This is a genomic window from Pseudomonas sp. LS-2, from assembly GCF_003605735.1.
Lineage (GTDB): Bacteria > Pseudomonadota > Gammaproteobacteria > Pseudomonadales > Pseudomonadaceae > Aquipseudomonas.
Window position 1 is genome coordinate 248,510 of sequence record NZ_QXTJ01000015.1, and the last position, 17,355, is coordinate 265,864.

The following is a 17,355-nucleotide window of genomic DNA, read 5'->3' on the forward strand; positions in this document are numbered from 1 at the left end:
ATCGCAAAAGCAATCGGATCTGACGTCGGCCCACGTAGGTGGTGTTCCACGCGGCGCTACTCATTTGCCTCAATCTCCCAACGAATTTGCCTAAATAACTGATGAATAAAGCAATTTCCGACCTCTCTTCGCACACCCCCATGATGCAGCAGTACTGGAAGCTGAAAAACCAGCATCCAGACCAGTTGATGTTCTATCGCATGGGCGACTTCTACGAGATTTTCTACGAAGACGCCAAGAAGGCGGCCAAGCTTCTGGATATCACGCTGACCGCCCGCGGGCAGTCTGCCGGGCAGAGCATTCCCATGTGCGGCATCCCCTATCACGCGGCCGAAGGCTATCTGGCCAAACTGGTAAAGCTGGGCGAGTCCGTGGTCATCTGCGAACAGATCGGTGATCCGGCGACCAGCAAAGGCCCGGTCGAGCGTCAGGTCGTGCGCATTATCACGCCGGGTACGGTGAGCGACGAGGCGCTGCTCGATGAACGACGCGACAACCTGATCGCAGCCGTACTGGGCGACGAGCGTCTGTTCGGTTTGGCAGTGCTGGACATCACCAGCGGCAACTTCACCGTTCAGGAGATCAAGGGTTGGGAGAACTTGCTGGCGGAACTGGAACGTATCAACCCGGTTGAATTGCTGATTCCCGATGACTGGCCGCAGGGTCTGCCCGCCGAGAGGCGTCGTGGTTCACGTCGTCGTGCGCCTTGGGATTTCGAGCGAGATTCGGCACATAAAAGTCTGTGTCAGCAGTTTTCGACCCAGGATCTGAAAGGCTTCGGCTGCGAGATGCTGACCCTGGCAATCGGCGCTGCCGGTTGCCTGCTGGGCTACGCCAAGGAAACACAACGCACTGCCCTGCCACACCTGCGCAGCCTGCGCCATGAACGGATGGACGATACGGTTATCCTCGACGGTGCCAGCCGCCGCAATCTGGAGCTGGACACCAACCTGTCGGGCGGACGTGACAACACGCTGCAGTCGGTCATGGACCGTTGCCAGACTGCCATGGCCACGCGGCTACTGACACGCTGGTTGAATCGCCCGTTGCGAGACCTGAAAGTCCTGGAGGCACGGCAGGAATCGATCAGCTGCTTCCTTGAGCGCTACCGTTTCGAAAACCTGCAGCCCCAATTGAAAGAAATTGGCGACATCGAACGCATTCTGGCGCGAATCGGCCTGCGCAACGCGCGGCCGCGAGACTTGGCGCGTCTGCGTGACGCCCTGGGTGCCTTGCCGGAGCTGCAACTGGCGCTGGCCGAACTGGAAGCGCCGCACATTCAACAATTGGCAAAAGCCGCCGGCACTTACCCGGAACTGGCCGACCTGTTGCAAAGGGCAATCATCGATAACCCACCAGCCGTCATCCGCGACGGCGGTGTACTGAAAACCGGCTATGACGGCGAGCTTGATGAGCTGCTGTCCCTTAGCGAAAACGCGGGTCAGTTTCTGATCGACCTGGAAGCTCGTGAGAAAGCGCGCACCGGCCTCGCCAATCTGAAAGTCGGTTACAACCGCGTGCATGGCTACTTTATCGAGCTGCCGAGCAAGCAGGCCGAACAAGCCCCTGCCGATTACATTCGACGTCAGACGCTCAAGGGCGCCGAGCGCTTCATCACCCCGGAGCTGAAAGAGTTCGAAGACAAGGCACTGTCAGCCAAGAGCCGCGCGCTGGCTCGGGAAAAAATGCTCTATGAAGCGCTGCTCGAAGATCTGATCGGGCATCTGGCACCGCTGCAGGACACTGCTGCCGCCCTGGCCGAACTGGACGTGCTGAGCAACCTCGCCGAACGCGCGCTCAATCTGGATCTGAATCGCCCGCGCTTCACCGATGAGCCATGCATGCGCATCGAGCAAGGTCGCCACCCAGTGGTCGAGCAAGTGCTGTCGTCACCATTCGTGGCCAACGACCTGAACCTGAACGACGACACCCGCATGCTGGTGATCACAGGTCCGAACATGGGTGGTAAATCCACCTACATGCGCCAGACAGCATTGATCGTACTGCTGGCCCATATCGGCAGTTTCGTTCCGGCGGCCAGTTGCAAACTTTCATTGGTCGACCGCATTTTCACGCGTATCGGCTCCAGCGATGACTTGGCCGGCGGGCGTTCGACGTTCATGGTGGAAATGAGCGAAACCGCGAACATCCTGCACAATGCCACGGACAAGAGTCTGGTGTTGATGGACGAAGTCGGACGCGGCACCAGTACCTTCGACGGTCTGTCGCTGGCATGGGCTGCGGCAGAATGCCTCGCCCAATTGCGTGCCTATACCTTGTTCGCGACACACTATTTCGAATTGACCGTACTGCCGGAAAGCGAGCCGTTGGTGGCGAACGTGCATCTCAACGCTACCGAACACAATGAACGCATCGTGTTCCTGCATCGGGTGCTCCCGGGACCGGCGAGCCAGAGCTATGGCCTGGCGGTCGCCCAACTGGCGGGGGTTCCAGGCAAGGTTATCAGTCGCGCCAAGGAGCATTTGCAGCGCCTGGAAACCACCAGCCTGCCCCATGAACAGCCCAAACCGAAACCTGGCAAGCCGCCCGTACCGATGCAGAGCGATATGTTCGCCAGCCTGCCGCACCCGGTACTGGAGGAGTTAGCGAAGCTGAAAATCGACGATATGACGCCACGCCAAGCTATCGAATGGTTATATGGACTGCAAAACCGGATCTAACGGTATCCGTAACAAGCTGTTAGAATCCCGCGCGGTTTGGGAACGGTACAGCCTCTAGCCGGGCAGTAAGAGATCCGAGCCGCGTTCGAACGCAGCGAACCAAAGCTCCGCTCGCGGGCCTCACTGGTCTGGAGCCGGGCTGACTGCGTTCTGAATGGCCCGGGAACGTTCCCAACCGAGCAACCCTACCGTGAAGGGCTCTGCTGCCGCCGCCTGAGGAGAGAATTAGAAATGACCTTCGTCGTCACCGACAACTGCATCAAGTGCAAGTACACCGACTGCGTAGAAGTGTGTCCGGTGGACTGCTTTTACGAAGGCCCGAACTTCCTGGTGATTCACCCGGATGAGTGCATCGACTGCGCTCTGTGCGAGCCTGAATGCCCCGCCAATGCGATTTTCTCGGAAGATGAAATCCCGGCAGGCATGGAAAACTTCATCGAGCTGAACGCCGAGCTGGCTGACGTCTGGCCCAACATCACCGAGCGCAAAGACGCGCTGCCGGATGCTGAGGAGTGGGACGGCAAAACTGGCAAGATCGCTGACCTGGAACGCTAAGCTCCCGCGCGAACTGCGAAAAAGACCCTTCGGGGTCTTTTTGCGTTTCAGAAGCCGGGAAATATCCGCGGGTCTTTTTCGCAGGCAAAAAAAAGGGGCGGTATGACCCGCCCACATTTTTTCCATAATCCCTTTAATCCATTTTCATCATCCTGATGAATCGCATCCTGCGATGTCCCTGAAGCAGTCTTCCTTGACCGCCTGTGCCAGTCCGTTGGCACAGTTCTGATATTAGTGATTTACCGAGACAGAGCAACACCCGAGACTTTTCAAAAAAATACCAACCCATCGCGGCTGTGAAAATAAAGGCATGCCAAATCAAGCGGATAACTATGATTGATGATTGACCGCTACCGTTTACCCTCGAGAAATAATGCGATGTCTCACACCTTACGTAAGAAAACGCTTACAACCAAAGTAAGTGTCACTTACGCATTCATCCATATTAAAAGTGACATATAGAGGGTTGATTAATTGAATATTCTCGTATGTACCTTGTTCCGAAACAATAAAAAAACCCCGAACAATCGGGGCTTTTCAGGTGACACTCGTTAGCCATTAGTATGGCCAGGACTCACTGAAACAGTGACTCACTCGACAGGCCATTCTTCTCAAGTATCTCACGCAGACGTTTGAGCCCCTCAACCTGGATCTGCCGCACCCGCTCGCGAGTCAAACCGATTTCCAGGCCGACATCCTCCAACGTGCTGCTCTCATGCCCGCGCAAGCCGAAGCGGCGCACCACCACCTCCCGTTGCTTGTCGGTCAGTTCGGACAGCCACTGGTCGATGCTCTGGGACAGGTCATCATCCTGAAGCAGTTCGCAAGGATCGGTAGGACGATCATCGGTCAGGGTATCGAGCAAGGTCTTGTCGGAGTCTGGCCCCAGGGACACATCGACCGAAGACACTCGTTCGTTAAGGCCCAGCATGCGCTTGACCTCGCCCACGGGCTTCTCGAGCAGGTTGGCGATCTCTTCGGGTGAAGGTTCGTGATCAAGCTTCTGCGTCAACTCTCGCGCGGCGCGCAGATAGACGTTGAGCTCCTTGACCACATGAATCGGCAAACGGATGGTCCGTGTCTGATTCATGATCGCGCGCTCGATGGTCTGACGAATCCACCAGGTCGCGTACGTGGAGAAGCGGAAACCGCGCTCCGGATCGAATTTTTCGACCGCTCGAATCAGGCCAAGATTGCCCTCCTCGATCAGGTCCAGCAATGACAGGCCACGATTGACGTAGCGTCTGGCGATTTTGACCACCAGGCGCAGATTGCTTTCAATCATGCGTTTGCGTCCGGCCGGATCACCACTTTGCGACAACCGCGCGAAATGGACCTCTTCTTCCGGGGACAACAGGGGAGAAAAGCCGATCTCGTTGAGATACAGCTGCGTGGCATCCAGTGCCCGCGTGTAGTCGATGTACTTGTGCTGCTTGAGTGCTGCGGAGTTTTTCGTCTTCGCACGAACAGAAGGTGTAGCTGGCTTCTCATCCGTTGCAGAATCCAGGACGATCCCGCGCTCCATCAGGAGAACTTCGTCGTCTATGTCAAACTCCGGCACTTCTTTGTTGAGAGCCATTGTTATAGTCCTTTGGTGAGTTCGACCTCAAGCTCCAGTGGCACCTTTTTCCATGGCATCACTTGAGCCTGTCCCCTCTATGTCAGGAACAGGCTGGAAACAAATCAACGACGTGGCAAAAATTCCAGCGGATCTACCGGTTTACCCTGACGGCGAATCTCGAAATGCAGCTTGACCCGGTCAGTCCCCGTGGATCCCATCTCGGCAATTGTCTGCCCTGCCTTGACTTGTTGCCCCTCCCGAACCAACAACCTACGGTTGTGACCGTAAGCACTGACATAGGTATCGCTGTGTTTGATGATTACCAACTCGCCGTAGCCCCTTAATCCACTTCCGGCGTAAACCACTGAACCATCAGACGCGGCCAAAACAGGCTGTCCCAAATCTCCGGCGATATCAATTCCTTTATTCAAACTACCGTTTGAAGAAAATTTGCCGATCAAAACGCCGTTAGTTGGCCACGCCCAACCACTCGCCGAACGCGCTCCGGCAACTACGGGCGTATTAACAGGAGTGGTTACCGGTGTCGTTGCAGCAGGCGCCGTAGTGCCCGAAGTTGCTCCTACTGGACGTGTAATGACCGTGGTCTTGATTGAACCCGATGGCGAACTCGAGCTGCCGGTGGTGGTTTGCGGAACCACCACCGGCGCTGCCGCTACCGCCGTAGAAGTCGAGCTCGAGCGCCCGTCGAAGCGAATCGCCTGACCGACGTGAATGGTATAGGGGTCCGGGATATTGTTGCGCGCGGCCAGCGCTTTCCAGTCCCAACCGTAGCGGAATGCAATGGAAAACAGGGTATCGCCGCGCTTGACCACATACTGACCGGTAGTCACCGGCTGGCGGACAGGCGCTGAAGGCTTGCCACCATTTCGATCAACGACGCGAACTCCGCCCGACGGCGTGCTGGAGCAGCCGACCAGAAGGACACTCAGGGCAATGCCAATCACCAGACGCTGAAAACTTGTTGAAGACCTACGCTGCCGAATGACTGTGAGACTCACCCGCCACTCCCTTTACTGGTGACTGAATTAAAGCTGCCTTATGTGTCGTGATGATGACAGGCAGCCATGGAAAAACGGTGTCGAAAAATGTTCATCTCGGCGTGTAGCGTGCGGGTAACCCCTCATCGCAAATCGCCAGCCTGTAGACAGGCGGCACCTCGCGGAATTCATTGCAGCTGCAAAACAACGCTTACGCCAGCGGCCCGTTGAGCAAAGGTACGAAGCGTACCGCGCCGAGCACATGCCGCGAGAAACCGTTTTCTTCTCGAATGATCAGCATCAACTGCTGGACTTCACCTGCCCCCACCGGGATCACCAGCCGACCTCCCGGCGCCAGTTGATCAAGCAACGCTTGAGGCACGTCGGTGGCGACTGCTGTGACGATGATCCCGTTGTACGGCGCAAGCGCAGGCCAGCCTTCCCAGCCATCGCCCCAGCGAAACACCATGTTGCGCAGGTTGAGTTCGACCAGACGCTCCTTGGCCCGATCCTGCAGTACCTTGATCCGCTCCACGGAGAACACTCGCTCCACGAGTTGCGCCAGCACCGCCGTTTGATACCCGGACCCGGTACCGATTTCCAACACTTTGTCCAACGGCCCCGCTGCCAGGAGCAATTCGCTCATGCGAGCGACCATGTAAGGCTGGGAAATGGTCTGGTTATTGCCGATTGGCAGTGCCGTGTCTTCGTAGGCGCGATGGGCCAGCGCCTCATCGACGAACAGATGCCGAGGCGTCTTGCGAATGACGTCCAGCACCTGGGTGTTGCTGATGCCCTCCTCGTACAGCCGTTGAATCAGCCGCTCACGGGTACGCTGCGAGGTAAAACCCACGCCACGACGTAACAGATCATCTTGCTCACGCGACATCAGGCCATTCCCTCCAGCCATGCGTTCAGGCTGTTGAAACCATCCTGATAGGTCCGATCCAGTTGCAACGGTGTAATTGACACGTAGCCCTGCATCACGGCATGGAAGTCCGTACCAGGGCCACCATCTTCGGCGTCTCCGGCAGCGGCAATCCAGTAGCCGGCCCTGCCGCGGGGATCGACCACGCGCACCGGCGCCGCAGCGCGGGTCCGATGCCCCAGGCGAGTCAGTTGAATACCGCGTATGTGTTCCAGCGGCAGGTTTGGGATATTCACGTTCAATACGGTACGAGGTGGAAGATCGAGCTGCTCGTGAGCCTCGACCAGAAGCCGAGCGTAATGCGCGGCGGTTGCCAGGTTATCGACCTGCCGCGACAAAAATGAAAAAGCAAACGACGGGCGTTGCAGGAAGCGTCCCTCAAGCGCCGCAGCGACGGTGCCGGAATACAGCACATCGTCGCCCAGGTTGGCGCCCAGATTGATGCCTGATACCACCATGTCCGGTTCGTGCTCCAGCAAGCCATGAATGCCCAGATGCACGCAATCGGTCGGGGTGCCATTGAGGCTGATGAAGCCGTTGTCCAGCCAATGGGGATGCAGCGGTCGATCAAGAGTCAGTGAGCTACTGGCGCCGCTTCTGTCTTGATCGGGAGCGATGACCGCGCACTCGGCATAGCCCGCCATCGCCCTGTAGAGCGCAGCAAGCCCGGGTGCCGAGACCCCATCATCATTTGAAATCAGAATACGCATGAGCTGTCCGTCTGTCCTGCGGGCGCCAGATCGACGAGTTCACGCACCAAAGCGGTGGCGAAGCATCCGGCCGGCAGGACGAATTCCAGTTGCAGAATGTCAGGCTCGGGATAATGCCACGTCAACCGCCCGATGGGCAGTCGCAGGATGCGACGTTCGTGTTCCATCCCGGCCTTGATCAGCCAGTTACAGAGCGACGATTCACGCAGCGCGACGCTGTTTTCAAGCTCGGCAGTTGCGCCGCAAGCCGGGGAAGGCCCCTCGCCCCATTGAGGGCCTGTCGGGTGCAGGTCCAGAATTGCCAGACGCGGATCGCTGCATTCGGCCTCGCCGGCTGGAAAAAAACTGCGGCTGTCGGTGAATGCGAGCAAGTCGCCCACCTGAGCCTTGTTCCAGGAACCGTCGCCGACACGCTCAGCCAGCACCTGATTGAACAGATAACTGCGAGCGGTGGAGAGCAGCCGAGAACGCACGTTGCGCTGTTCAGGAAGGGCCTGGCGCTCGGCATAATGCCTGGCTTCGCCGACGTTCCCGCCCTCGTAGCCGAAACGTTGCGCACCGAAATAATTGGGGATACCGTCGAGCTTGATCGCTTCGAGACGAGCATCCAGCGCAGCCTTGTCAGCCTGTAACCGGGTCAGGCGCAGGGTGAACCCGTTGGCCGCATGGGCGCCGCGTTGCAGTTTGCGCTTGTGCCGTTTGCTATCGAGGATTTTGAGGGTGTCGTTCTCCGCCGCCGCCATGTCCGGATCGGCCTTGCCCGGCAACTGGATACTGAACCACTGCCGCGTGAGGGCCTGGCGATCTTTCAGACCCGCGTAGGCCACAGTTCGCAGAGGTACGCCAGCAGCCTTGGCCAGTCGCCTGGCTGCTTCTTCTGTGTTCAGACCACGTTTTTCCACCCATAGCCACAGGTGTTCGCCATCGCCGGACAGAGGAATGTCGAGTACCTCATCCACCTGAAAATCTTCGGCGCTCGCCTTGAGAACTGCAGTGCCCAACGCATCACCATAGGCCCGAGGGCCCAACAGTTCGAGTTCAGTCATGCTGCGATCAACAGCGCAACGGCGTGAACCGCGATGCCTTCTTCACGGCCAGTAAACCCGAGCTTTTCGGTGGTGGTGGCCTTGACGTTGACCTGATCGAGTTCAACCTGCAGATCTTCTGCAATCAGCGCGCGCATGGTGTCGATGTGCGGCGCCATCTTTGGCGCCTGGGCGACGATGGTGGCGTCGACATTGCCGACTTTCCAGCCCTTGGCCTGTACCTGTTTGAGCACGTGACGCAGCAATACACGGCTGTCTGCGCCCTTGAACTGCGGATCGGTATCGGGAAAGTGCTTACCGATGTCGCCCAGCGCCGCCGCGCCCAGCAAGGCGTCGCTCAATGCGTGCAACAGGACATCGCCATCGGAGTGCGCGAGCAAACCGAACGTGTGCGCGATCCGCACCCCACCCAAGGTAATGAAATCGCCTTCAGCGAAACGGTGCACATCGTAGCCGTGGCCAATACGCATAAAAAAACGCCCTGAAAAAGTCAGGGCGTGATTCTACCTACTTTGTCGGACATTAGGGCCTGGTGGCACTCAATTGCGGGCGAGCTTGCTGCGATTGAATGCCCTTTTCGTCAGCCTGCCAATGCCACTGCGTGATAGCGCAGGTGATCCTCGATGAAACTGGCGATGAAGAAATAGCTGTGGTCATAACCAGGCTGCATGCGCAACTCCAGCGGATGACCTGCGGCCTTCGTCGCCTGCACCAACGCCTGTGGCTTGAGCTGGTTGGCAAGAAAGTCGTCGCGGTCCCCCTGATCCACCAACAACGGCAGACGCTCGGTGGCCTCGGCGATCAGCACACTGGCGTCCCATTCGCGCCAACGCGAACGGTCTTCCCCCAGATAACGCGAAAAGGCCTTCTGCCCCCATGGGCAATCCATCGGGTTGGTGATGGGCGAGAACGCCGACACCGATTTGTAACGACCAGGGTTGCGCAGCGCGCAGACCAGCGCCCCGTGACCGCCCATCGAATGACCGCTGATACTGCGTTTCTCCGAAGCCGGAAAATGCGCTTCGATCAGGGCAGGAAGCTCGCTGACCACGTAATCGTACATGCGGTAGTGCCGAGCCCAGGGCTGCTGCGTGGCATTGAGATAAAAGCCTGCGCCCAGACCGAAATCGTAGGCGTTGTCCGGATCACCCGGCACGTCGGCGCCACGCGGGCTGGTGTCCGGGGCGACAATGATCAGCCCAAGCTCAGCGGCGATGCGCTGCGCGCCGGCCTTCTGCATGAAGTTCTCATCGGTGCAGGTCAGCCCCGACAGCCAGTAGACCACCGGCAGCTTGCCGCCCTGCTCTGCCTGAGGCGGCAGGTAAACGGCAAACACCATGTCGCAGCCGAGCACATCGGAGTGATGTTTATAGCGTTTATGCCAGCCGCCGAAGCTTTTCTGGCACGAGAGATTTTCCAGACTCATAGGGTCGTTCCTCCCAGCGATGAGCGATGAGCCACACGTTGCAAAAAGGGACAGTGGCGTGCCTTCCTGCAACTTGAAGCCTGAAGCTCAGTGCGGCTTCTTAGAAATGGATGACCGAACGAATGCTCTTGCCTTCATGCATCAGATCAAACGCTTCGTTGATTTTGTCCAGACCCATGGTGTGGGTGATGAAGGTGTCCAGCGGGATTTCGCCGGTCTGGGATTTTTCGACGTAGCTTGGCAGCTCGGTACGGCCCTTGACGCCACCGAATGCGGAACCGCGCCAGACGCGACCGGTGACCAGTTGGAACGGACGAGTCGCGATTTCCTGACCGGACGGCGCGACGCCGATGATGATCGATTCACCCCAACCCTTGTGGCAGCACTCCAGCGCGGCACGCATCAACTGAACATTGCCGATGCACTCGAAGCTGTAGTCGACACCCCCATCGGTCAATTCGACGATGACGTCCTGGATTGGCTTGGTGTGTTCTTTAGGGTTGATGAAGTCGGTGGCACCCAATTCACGTGCGACGTCGAACTTCGCCGGATTGATGTCGATGGCGATGATGCGCGAGGCCTTGGCCATTTTCGCGCCGATGATCGCCGCCAGACCGATGCCGCCCAGGCCGAAGATGGCCACGGTGGCGCCCTCTTCTACTTTGGCGGTGTTCAGCACGGCGCCGATGCCGGTGGTCACGCCGCAACCCAGCAGACAGACCTTTTCCAGCGGCGCCTCTTTAGGGATTTTGGCCAGGGAGATTTCCGGAACCACGGTATATTCCGAGAAGGTCGAGCAGCCCATGTAGTGGTAGACCGGCTCACCGTTGTAGCTGAAACGTGTGGTGCCATCAGGCATCAGGCCCTTGCCCTGCGTGGCGCGAACCTTCTGGCAGAGGTTCGTCTTGCCGGATTTGCAGAATTTGCACTCGCGACATTCGGCCGTGTAAAGCGGGATGACATGGTCACCGACCGCCAGCGAGGTCACACCTTCGCCGACCGCTTCAACGATACCGCCACCTTCGTGACCCAGAATGCACGGGAATACGCCTTCCGAATCAGCGCCGGACAAGGTGTAGGCATCCGTGTGGCAGACACCGGAGGCAACGGTACGGATCAACACCTCACCTGCCTTCGGCGCCTCGACGTCCACTTCGACGATTTGCAGCGGTTGGTTGGGCGCAAAAGCGACGGCAGCACGTGACTTGATCATCATGATCTCCAGCGAAGTAAAAACGAGCGACGAGTGTAAAGCAGTGCTGTTTGATTAATAATCTGCGCAAAAGCAAAACATTAATGCTGCACAGGGACAATCGATGTACACCAATCGCTGGGAAGGCCTCGATGAATTCGTCGCTGTAGCCGAGTGTGGGCAGTTCACGGCGGCAGCGGAACGACTGGGCGTGTCGTCCTCACACATCAGCCGGCAAATTGCCCGTCTTGAAGAACGCTTGCAAACACGCCTGCTGTACCGAAGCACGAGAAAAGTCGCGCTCACAGAGGCGGGCCAGACCTTTCTCCATCATTGCCAGCGCTTGCAGGACAGTCGTGAAGAGGCATTGCGTGCCGTGGTCGACCTGACAAGCGAGCCCAAGGGCCTGCTGCGCATGACCTGCGCGGTCGCCTATGGCGAACGCTTCATTGCGCCGCTGGTGACGCGATTCATGGACGAATACCCGCAACTGCGGGTCGACATTGAATTGACGAACAACACCCTGGATCTGGTGCATGAAGGGATGGATCTGGCGATCCGGCTGGGTCGCTTGCAGGACTCCCGACTGGTTGCAACGCGTCTGGCGCCTCGCCGGATGTATCTGTGTGCTTCGCCGTCCTATCTAGAACGTTATGGCCGCCCGCACAGCGTGTCGGAATTGAACCGGCACAACTGTCTGATCGGTAGCTCCGACAGTTGGCTGCTGCAACAGAACGGCAAGGAATTTTCCCAGCGAATCCATGGAAACTGGCGCTGCAACAGCGGCCAGGCCGTGTTGGACGCCGCACTGCTGGGCGTGGGATTGTGTCAGTTGCCGGACTATTACGTGCTTGAACATTTGAAGAGCGGCGCGCTGATTTCACTGCTCGACGCGCACCAGCCGCCCAATACTGCGGTGTGGGCGTTATATCCACAGCAAAGACATCTGTCGCCGAAGGTCAGAAAGCTGGTGGATTATCTGAAGTCGGGGTTGGCGTTGAGGGATGAGTATCGGTAGCAGCGTTCATCTACCCTGCAGTCCGGCTTGCCGGCGGTGATGAATTCACGATCGCTACCGCCGGCAAGCCGGACTGCTACAGGATGGAAATATCCCTACCGCTTGAATTCACCACGACGCTGACGCAGCCATTCGAGGTCTTCGGGCCGTGTGACCTTGATGTTGTCAGCCCGACCTTCGATCAGACGAGGCGACTGCCCCGCCCACTCAATGGCCGACGCTTCGTCAGTGATCGAAACGTTCGACACAAGACTGTCCGCCAAGGCCCGATGCAACGCCCCCAGACGAAACATCTGTGGCGTATAGGCTTGCCAGATCAGGCTGCGATCAACGGTTTCGGTCACGCGACCATGCGCATCTGCCCGCTTGAGGGTGTCTTTGGCAGGGACGGCCAGCAAGCCACCGACCGGATCGTCTTTGAGTTCGTTGAGCAGGTTGTCCAGATCCGAACGCGCCAGATTCGGTCGTGCGGCGTCGTGTACCAGCACCCAGTCATTGTCATCGGCACCATTGGCGTGCAGATGCAGCAGGGCATTGAGCACCGAGTCCGCACGCTCCCTGCCACCCGCGACCTGCTGGATTCGCGAATCCAGAGCGCAAGGCAACGTGGGCCAATAAGGGTCATCCACAGCCAGACTGATCACCAGACCCTTGAGTCGAGGATGATCGAGAAAGCAAAGCAGGCTGTGTTCAAGAATCGTGAGGCCGCCCAGTTGCAGGTACTGCTTGGGACGGTCTGCCGCCATGCGAGCACCAACGCCCGCTGCGGGAATCACTGCCCAGAAGGCAGGAAGCAATTGTGTCATTACGCCAACGTCACTGTGCCAACTGATAAAGGGTCTCGCCGTCCTTGACCATGCCTAACTCGTGACGGGCACGCTCTTCCACGGTCTCCAGGCCTTTCTTCAGCTCCAGCACTTCCGCATCCAGGACCCGGTTGCGCTCCAGCAGCGTTTCGTTTTCGGCATGTTGATCGGCGATTTGCTGGGTCAGACTGGCGACCTGCGCGAGACTGCCGTTACCCACCCATAAGCGGTATTGCAAGCCAGCGAGCAGCAAGAGCAGAACGAGGAACAACCAGTTAGGACTGCGCATTGTGAATATCTGTTACCCGGTGGAGAAAGACAGCAAAACCGACCATTTCAAATGACCATGAGCCCGGTGGTCACCGGGCTCATGGATCAGGACGTCAGGATAAATCGCTTTAAGCGAATTTCCCTACTGCGCCTGCTGCCTTTTTACCATCTTGCAGTCAGCCGCGAAACTCGCCGCGACCACGGTATACAGCTTTGGCGCCCAGTTGCTCTTCGATACGCAGCAACTGGTTGTACTTGGAGATACGATCGGAACGGCTCAACGAACCGGTCTTGATCTGACCAGCGGACGTGCCTACGGCCAGGTCGGCAATGGTCGAGTCTTCGGTTTCACCGGAACGGTGGGAGATCACGGCGGTGTATCCGGCAGCCTTGGCCATCTGAATAGCTTCGAGCGTTTCGGTCAGCGTGCCGATCTGGTTGAATTTGATCAGGATCGAGTTACCGATTTTCTTCTCGATGCCTTCTTTCAGGATCTTGGTGTTGGTCACGAACAGGTCGTCGCCCACCAGCTGGATCTTGTCACCGATCTTGTCGGTCAGGACTTTCCAGCCATCCCAGTCGGACTCGTCCAGACCGTCTTCAATGGAAATGATCGGGTGTTTGCTCACCAGATCGGCCAGGTAGTCGGCAAAACCGGCTGAGTCGTACTCGCCTTCTTCGCTCAACACGTACTTGCCGTTCTTGTAAAACTCGCTCGCGGCGCAGTCCAGAGCCAGGGTCACGTCGGTGCCCAGCTTGTAGCCGGCGTTCGCAACAGCCTCGGCGATTGCGTCGAGAGCATCGGCGTTGGAGTTCAGGTTCGGTGCGAAACCGCCTTCGTCACCGACAGCGGTGGTCAGGCCACGGGCCTTCAGGCCGGCCGTGAGGTGGTGGAAAATCTCGGTGCCCCAGCGCAGGCCTTCGGAGAAGGTCTTGGCGCCGACCGGTTGAACCATGAATTCCTGGATGTCGATGTTGTTATCGGCGTGCTCGCCACCGTTGATGATGTTCATCATCGGAACCGGCATCGAGTAAACGCCCGGCGTGCCGTTCAGGTTGGCGATGTGTGCGTAGAGCGGCAGGTCCTGATCCTGAGCAGCAGCCTTGGCAGCAGCCAGAGAAACAGCGAGGATCGCGTTGGCGCCCAGGCTGGCTTTGTTTTCGGTGCCGTCGAGCTCGATCATCGCGTGATCCAGCGCTTTCTGGTCAACCGGGTCCTTGCCCAGCAGCAGGTCGCGGATGGGGCCGTTGATGTTGGCCACTGCCTTCAGAACGCCCTTGCCCATGTAACGGCTCTTGTCGCCATCACGCAGCTCAAGTGCTTCACGCGAGCCGGTGGAAGCACCGGACGGCGCGCACGCACTGCCGATGATGCCGTTGTCGAGGAGCACATCTGCTTCCACGGTGGGATTGCCACGGGAGTCGAGAACTTCACGACCTTTGATGTCGACGATTTTTGCCATTGTTGTTAACACTCCAAGATTGACGAAAACGACGCAGCTGGGAAAAAACGACTGACGTCCCGAGGCACTAGACAGCGGGCAGGCCCGAGACGACAAAAATCCCCGACCCATTGGTCGGGAAAGAAAGCGCACGGCACTGTACCGGAGGCGTCAGTGCCGGAGAAGCGGGTTTTAAGCCGTTTCGATTGTCGGGAAGCTCTTGACCAGGTCATCGAGCGCCTTGAGCTGGGTCAGGAACGGCTCCAGCTTGTTAAGGCGCAATGCGCAAGGACCATCGCATTTGGCGTTGTCCGGATCCGGATGCGCCTCGAGGAAAAGACCCGCCAGACCCTGGCTGATACCGGCCTTGGCGAGGTCAGTTACCTGAGCGCGACGGCCACCGGCAGAATCCGAACGACCACCCGGCATCTGCAATGCATGAGTGACGTCGAAGAACACAGGGTATTCGAACGCTTTCATGATGCCGAAACCAAGCATGTCCACCACGAGGTTGTTGTAGCCGAAGCTCGAACCACGCTCGCAGAGGATCAACTGGTCGTTACCCGCTTCTTCGCACTTGTTCAGGATGTGCTTCATCTCCTGAGGCGCGAGGAACTGGGCTTTCTTGATGTTGATGACCGCACCGGTTTTGGCCATGGCGACGACCAGATCGGTCTGGCGCGACAGGAAAGCCGGCAACTGAATGATGTCGCAGACTTCAGCGACGGTCGCAGCCTGATGAGGCTCATGCACGTCAGTGATCACCGGCACACCGAAGGTGCTCTTGATCTCTTCGAAAATGCGCATGCCCGCTTCCAGGCCCGGACCACGGTACGAGGTCACGGAAGAACGATTGGCTTTGTCGAAGCTGGCCTTGAACACATAAGGGATACCGAGTTTCTCGGTAACCCGCACATACTCTTCGCAGACCTGCATGGCCATGTCCCGCGACTCCAGGACATTCATGCCGCCGAACAAGACCATTGGCTTGTCGTTGGCAATGTCGATGGAACCTACGCGGATGATTTTCTGTGCCATGTAATGAATTCCCTATCAGGCGTTCTTCTGATGTTGAGCCAGCGCTGCCTTGACGAAGCCACTGAACAGCGGGTGACCATCGCGAGGCGTGGAAGTGAACTCAGGGTGGAACTGGCAAGCCACGAACCACGGATGATCCTTGGACTCGACCACTTCGACCAGCGCGCCGTCGCCGGAACGGCCGGAAACCTTCAAGCCGGCTTCGATCAACTGCGGCAGCAGGTTGTTGTTCACTTCATAGCGATGACGATGACGCTCGACGATGACGTCCTTGGCGTAGCAGTCATGTACCAGAGAGCCTGGCTCCAGTTGGCACTCCTGCGCGCCCAGACGCATGGTGCCGCCCAGATCGGAAGCTTCGGTGCGGGTTTCAACGGCGCCGGTGGCATCTTCCCACTCAGTGATCAGACCGACCACAGGGTGCGGACTGGTGCGATCGAACTCGGTGGAGTTGGCGTCTGTCCAGCCCAGCACGTTACGGGCAAACTCGATGACGGCCACTTGCATGCCCAGGCAGATACCCAGGTACGGAACCTTGTTTTCGCGGGCGAACTGAACGGCAGTGATCTTGCCTTCCACGCCGCGCAGGCCAAAACCGCCCGGAACCAGAATGGCGTCCACGCCTTCCAGCAGGCCGGTGCCCTGATTCTCGATGTCTTCGGAATCGATGTAACGCAGGTTGACCTTGGTGCGATTGGTAATGCCGGCATGACTCATCGCTTCGATCAGCGACTTGTACGCATCCAGCAGTTCCATGTACTTGCCGACCATGGCGATGGTGACTTCATGCTCAGGATTGAGCTTGGCATCGACCACCTTGTCCCATTCGGACAGGTCAGCACTGTTGCATTGCAGGCCGAAGCGCTCGACGACGAAATCGTCCAGACCCTGTGCGTGCAGCATGCCGGGAATCTTGTAGATGGTGTCGGCGTCTTCCAGCGAAATCACCGCACGCTCTTCAACGTTGGTGAACAGCGCGATCTTGCGACGCGACGACATGTCGACGTGGTGGTCGGAGCGGCAGATCAGTACGTCAGGCTGCAGGCCGATGGAACGCAATTCCTTGACCGAGTGCTGCGTCGGTTTGGTCTTGGTTTCGCCGGCGGTGGCGATGTACGGCACCAGTGTCAGGTGCATCAGCATGGCGCGCTTGGCGCCGATTTCGACGCGAAGCTGACGGATGGCCTCGAGGAACGGCTGCGACTCGATGTCACCGACGGTGCCGCCGATCTCGACCAGGGCCACGTCGGCGTCGCCGGCACCTTTGATGATGCGACGCTTGATTTCGTCGGTGATGTGCGGGATCACCTGAATGGTCGCGCCCAGATAATCACCACGGCGCTCTTTGCGCAGGACGTGTTCGTACACACGGCCGGTGGTGAAGTTGTTGTTCTGGGTCATGGTGGTGCGAATGAAACGCTCGTAGTGACCCAGGTCCAGGTCGGTCTCGGCGCCGTCGTGGGTGACGAACACTTCACCGTGCTGGAACGGGCTCATGGTGCCCGGATCGACGTTGATGTAGGGGTCCAGCTTGAGCATGGTGACCTTAAGTCCCCTCGCCTCCAGGATGGCCGCCAATGAAGCCGAGGCAATGCCTTTCCCCAATGAAGAAACAACACCGCCCGTGACGAAGATGTAGCGCGTCATGAAAAACCCTAGAAGTCTGCGTTAAAGCGGTCAGAGC

The 17,355-nt window shown here is 58.3% G+C and carries 16 protein-coding genes; 3 read left to right on the top strand and 13 right to left on the bottom strand.

The annotated features are described in order from the left end of the window. Positions 1-113: 113 nt before the first annotated feature. Both mutS and fdxA read left to right on the top strand, forming a co-directional pair. Positions 114-2,681, top strand: a complete 2,568-nt coding sequence (gene mutS / locus D3M70_RS09470; RefSeq protein WP_165869771.1) for a DNA mismatch repair protein MutS — start codon at positions 114-116, stop codon at positions 2,679-2,681. Positions 2,682-2,912: 231 nt separating this feature from the next. Then, positions 2,913-3,236, top strand: coding sequence for a ferredoxin FdxA (gene fdxA / locus D3M70_RS09475; RefSeq protein WP_120125511.1), 324 nt, complete (start codon positions 2,913-2,915; stop codon positions 3,234-3,236). Between the two features lie 574 nt (positions 3,237-3,810). Here the strand turns inward: fdxA and rpoS are convergent. From rpoS to D3M70_RS09515, 8 genes are all read right to left on the bottom strand, one after another. Then, positions 3,811-4,815 (bottom strand): RNA polymerase sigma factor RpoS, encoded by a 1,005-nt coding sequence (gene rpoS, locus D3M70_RS09480; protein ID WP_120125512.1) that lies wholly within the window; start codon positions 4,813-4,815, stop codon positions 3,811-3,813. Positions 4,816-4,919: 104 nt separating this feature from the next. Beyond that, positions 4,920-5,816 carry a peptidoglycan DD-metalloendopeptidase family protein gene (locus tag D3M70_RS09485; protein WP_120125513.1) on the bottom strand — a complete coding sequence of 299 codons (897 nt, stop codon included), beginning with the start codon at positions 5,814-5,816 and terminating at the stop codon, positions 4,920-4,922. A 190-nt stretch (positions 5,817-6,006) separates the two neighbouring features. Continuing rightward, positions 6,007-6,684 (bottom strand): protein-L-isoaspartate(D-aspartate) O-methyltransferase, encoded by a 678-nt coding sequence (locus tag D3M70_RS09490; protein ID WP_120125514.1) that lies wholly within the window; start codon positions 6,682-6,684, stop codon positions 6,007-6,009. Then, on the bottom strand, positions 6,684-7,433 hold the full coding sequence (gene surE, locus D3M70_RS09495) for a 5'/3'-nucleotidase SurE (protein ID WP_120125515.1): 750 nt from the start codon (positions 7,431-7,433) through the stop codon (positions 6,684-6,686). The genes D3M70_RS09490 and surE overlap by 1 nt, the downstream gene beginning before the upstream one ends. Continuing rightward, on the bottom strand, positions 7,421-8,479 hold the full coding sequence (truD, locus tag D3M70_RS09500) for a tRNA pseudouridine(13) synthase TruD (protein WP_120125516.1): 1,059 nt from the start codon (positions 8,477-8,479) through the stop codon (positions 7,421-7,423). Before truD ends, surE begins: the two co-directional genes overlap by 13 nt. Then, a complete protein-coding gene (ispF, locus tag D3M70_RS09505) occupies positions 8,476-8,949 on the bottom strand; it encodes a 2-C-methyl-D-erythritol 2,4-cyclodiphosphate synthase (RefSeq protein ID WP_120125517.1) in 474 nt (157 codons plus the stop codon). Before ispF ends, truD begins: the two co-directional genes overlap by 4 nt. Before the next feature lie 110 nt (positions 8,950-9,059). Further along, a complete protein-coding gene (gene fghA / locus D3M70_RS09510) occupies positions 9,060-9,905 on the bottom strand; it encodes an S-formylglutathione hydrolase (protein ID WP_120125518.1) in 846 nt (281 codons plus the stop codon). A 100-nt stretch (positions 9,906-10,005) separates the two neighbouring features. Next, positions 10,006-11,118, bottom strand: a complete 1,113-nt coding sequence (locus D3M70_RS09515; protein WP_120125519.1) for an S-(hydroxymethyl)glutathione dehydrogenase/class III alcohol dehydrogenase — start codon at positions 11,116-11,118, stop codon at positions 10,006-10,008. A 103-nt stretch (positions 11,119-11,221) separates the two neighbouring features. On the opposite strand from D3M70_RS09515, the gene D3M70_RS09520 reads away from it, so the two are divergent. Continuing rightward, the gene (locus D3M70_RS09520; RefSeq protein ID WP_120125520.1) at positions 11,222-12,115 is read left to right on the top strand and encodes a LysR substrate-binding domain-containing protein; all 894 of its coding nucleotides are present in this window, start codon (positions 11,222-11,224) and stop codon (positions 12,113-12,115) included. 95 nt (positions 12,116-12,210) lie between these two features. On the opposite strand, the gene ispD is transcribed toward D3M70_RS09520, so the two are convergent. The 5 genes from ispD to D3M70_RS09545 form a co-directional block, all read right to left on the bottom strand. Further along, positions 12,211-12,921, bottom strand: a complete 711-nt coding sequence (gene ispD, locus D3M70_RS09525; RefSeq protein ID WP_120125521.1) for a 2-C-methyl-D-erythritol 4-phosphate cytidylyltransferase — start codon at positions 12,919-12,921, stop codon at positions 12,211-12,213. A gap of 10 nt (positions 12,922-12,931) precedes the next feature. Then, a complete protein-coding gene (gene ftsB / locus D3M70_RS09530; RefSeq protein WP_120125522.1) occupies positions 12,932-13,210 on the bottom strand; it encodes a cell division protein FtsB in 279 nt (92 codons plus the stop codon). Positions 13,211-13,367: 157 nt separating this feature from the next. Beyond that, the gene (eno, locus tag D3M70_RS09535) at positions 13,368-14,654 is read right to left on the bottom strand and encodes a phosphopyruvate hydratase (protein WP_120125523.1); all 1,287 of its coding nucleotides are present in this window, start codon (positions 14,652-14,654) and stop codon (positions 13,368-13,370) included. 171 nt (positions 14,655-14,825) lie between these two features. After that, on the bottom strand, positions 14,826-15,671 hold the full coding sequence (gene kdsA / locus D3M70_RS09540; RefSeq protein WP_120125524.1) for a 3-deoxy-8-phosphooctulonate synthase: 846 nt from the start codon (positions 15,669-15,671) through the stop codon (positions 14,826-14,828). 15 nt (positions 15,672-15,686) lie between these two features. Further along, entirely contained in the window at positions 15,687-17,318 is a 1,632-nt protein-coding gene (locus D3M70_RS09545) for a CTP synthase (RefSeq protein WP_120125525.1), read from the bottom strand. Positions 17,319-17,355: the final 37 nt, after the last annotated feature.

What these genes read in the sequence shown, in the direction of transcription:
- fdxA (WP_120125511.1), top strand. Translation starts at nt 2,913, where the DNA reads ATGACCTTCGTCGTCACCGACAACTGCATCAAGTGCAAGTACACCGAC.
- rpoS (WP_120125512.1), bottom strand. Translation starts at nt 4,815, where the DNA reads ATGGCTCTCAACAAAGAAGTGCCGGAGTTTGACATAGACGACGAAGTT.
- D3M70_RS09490 (WP_120125514.1), bottom strand. Translation starts at nt 6,684, where the DNA reads ATGTCGCGTGAGCAAGATGATCTGTTACGTCGTGGCGTGGGTTTTACC.
- surE (WP_120125515.1), bottom strand. Translation starts at nt 7,433, where the DNA reads ATGCGTATTCTGATTTCAAATGATGATGGGGTCTCGGCACCCGGGCTT.
- truD (WP_120125516.1), bottom strand. Translation starts at nt 8,479, where the DNA reads ATGACTGAACTCGAACTGTTGGGCCCTCGGGCCTATGGTGATGCGTTG.
- ispF (WP_120125517.1), bottom strand. Translation starts at nt 8,949, where the DNA reads ATGCGTATTGGCCACGGCTACGATGTGCACCGTTTCGCTGAAGGCGAT.
- fghA (WP_120125518.1), bottom strand. Translation starts at nt 9,905, where the DNA reads ATGAGTCTGGAAAATCTCTCGTGCCAGAAAAGCTTCGGCGGCTGGCAT.
- D3M70_RS09515 (WP_120125519.1), bottom strand. Translation starts at nt 11,118, where the DNA reads ATGATCAAGTCACGTGCTGCCGTCGCTTTTGCGCCCAACCAACCGCTG.
- D3M70_RS09520 (WP_120125520.1), top strand. Translation starts at nt 11,222, where the DNA reads ATGTACACCAATCGCTGGGAAGGCCTCGATGAATTCGTCGCTGTAGCC.
- ispD (WP_120125521.1), bottom strand. Translation starts at nt 12,921, where the DNA reads ATGACACAATTGCTTCCTGCCTTCTGGGCAGTGATTCCCGCAGCGGGC.
- ftsB (WP_120125522.1), bottom strand. Translation starts at nt 13,210, where the DNA reads ATGCGCAGTCCTAACTGGTTGTTCCTCGTTCTGCTCTTGCTGCTCGCT.
- eno (WP_120125523.1), bottom strand. Translation starts at nt 14,654, where the DNA reads ATGGCAAAAATCGTCGACATCAAAGGTCGTGAAGTTCTCGACTCCCGT.
- kdsA (WP_120125524.1), bottom strand. Translation starts at nt 15,671, where the DNA reads ATGGCACAGAAAATCATCCGCGTAGGTTCCATCGACATTGCCAACGAC.
- D3M70_RS09545 (WP_120125525.1), bottom strand. Translation starts at nt 17,318, where the DNA reads ATGACGCGCTACATCTTCGTCACGGGCGGTGTTGTTTCTTCATTGGGG.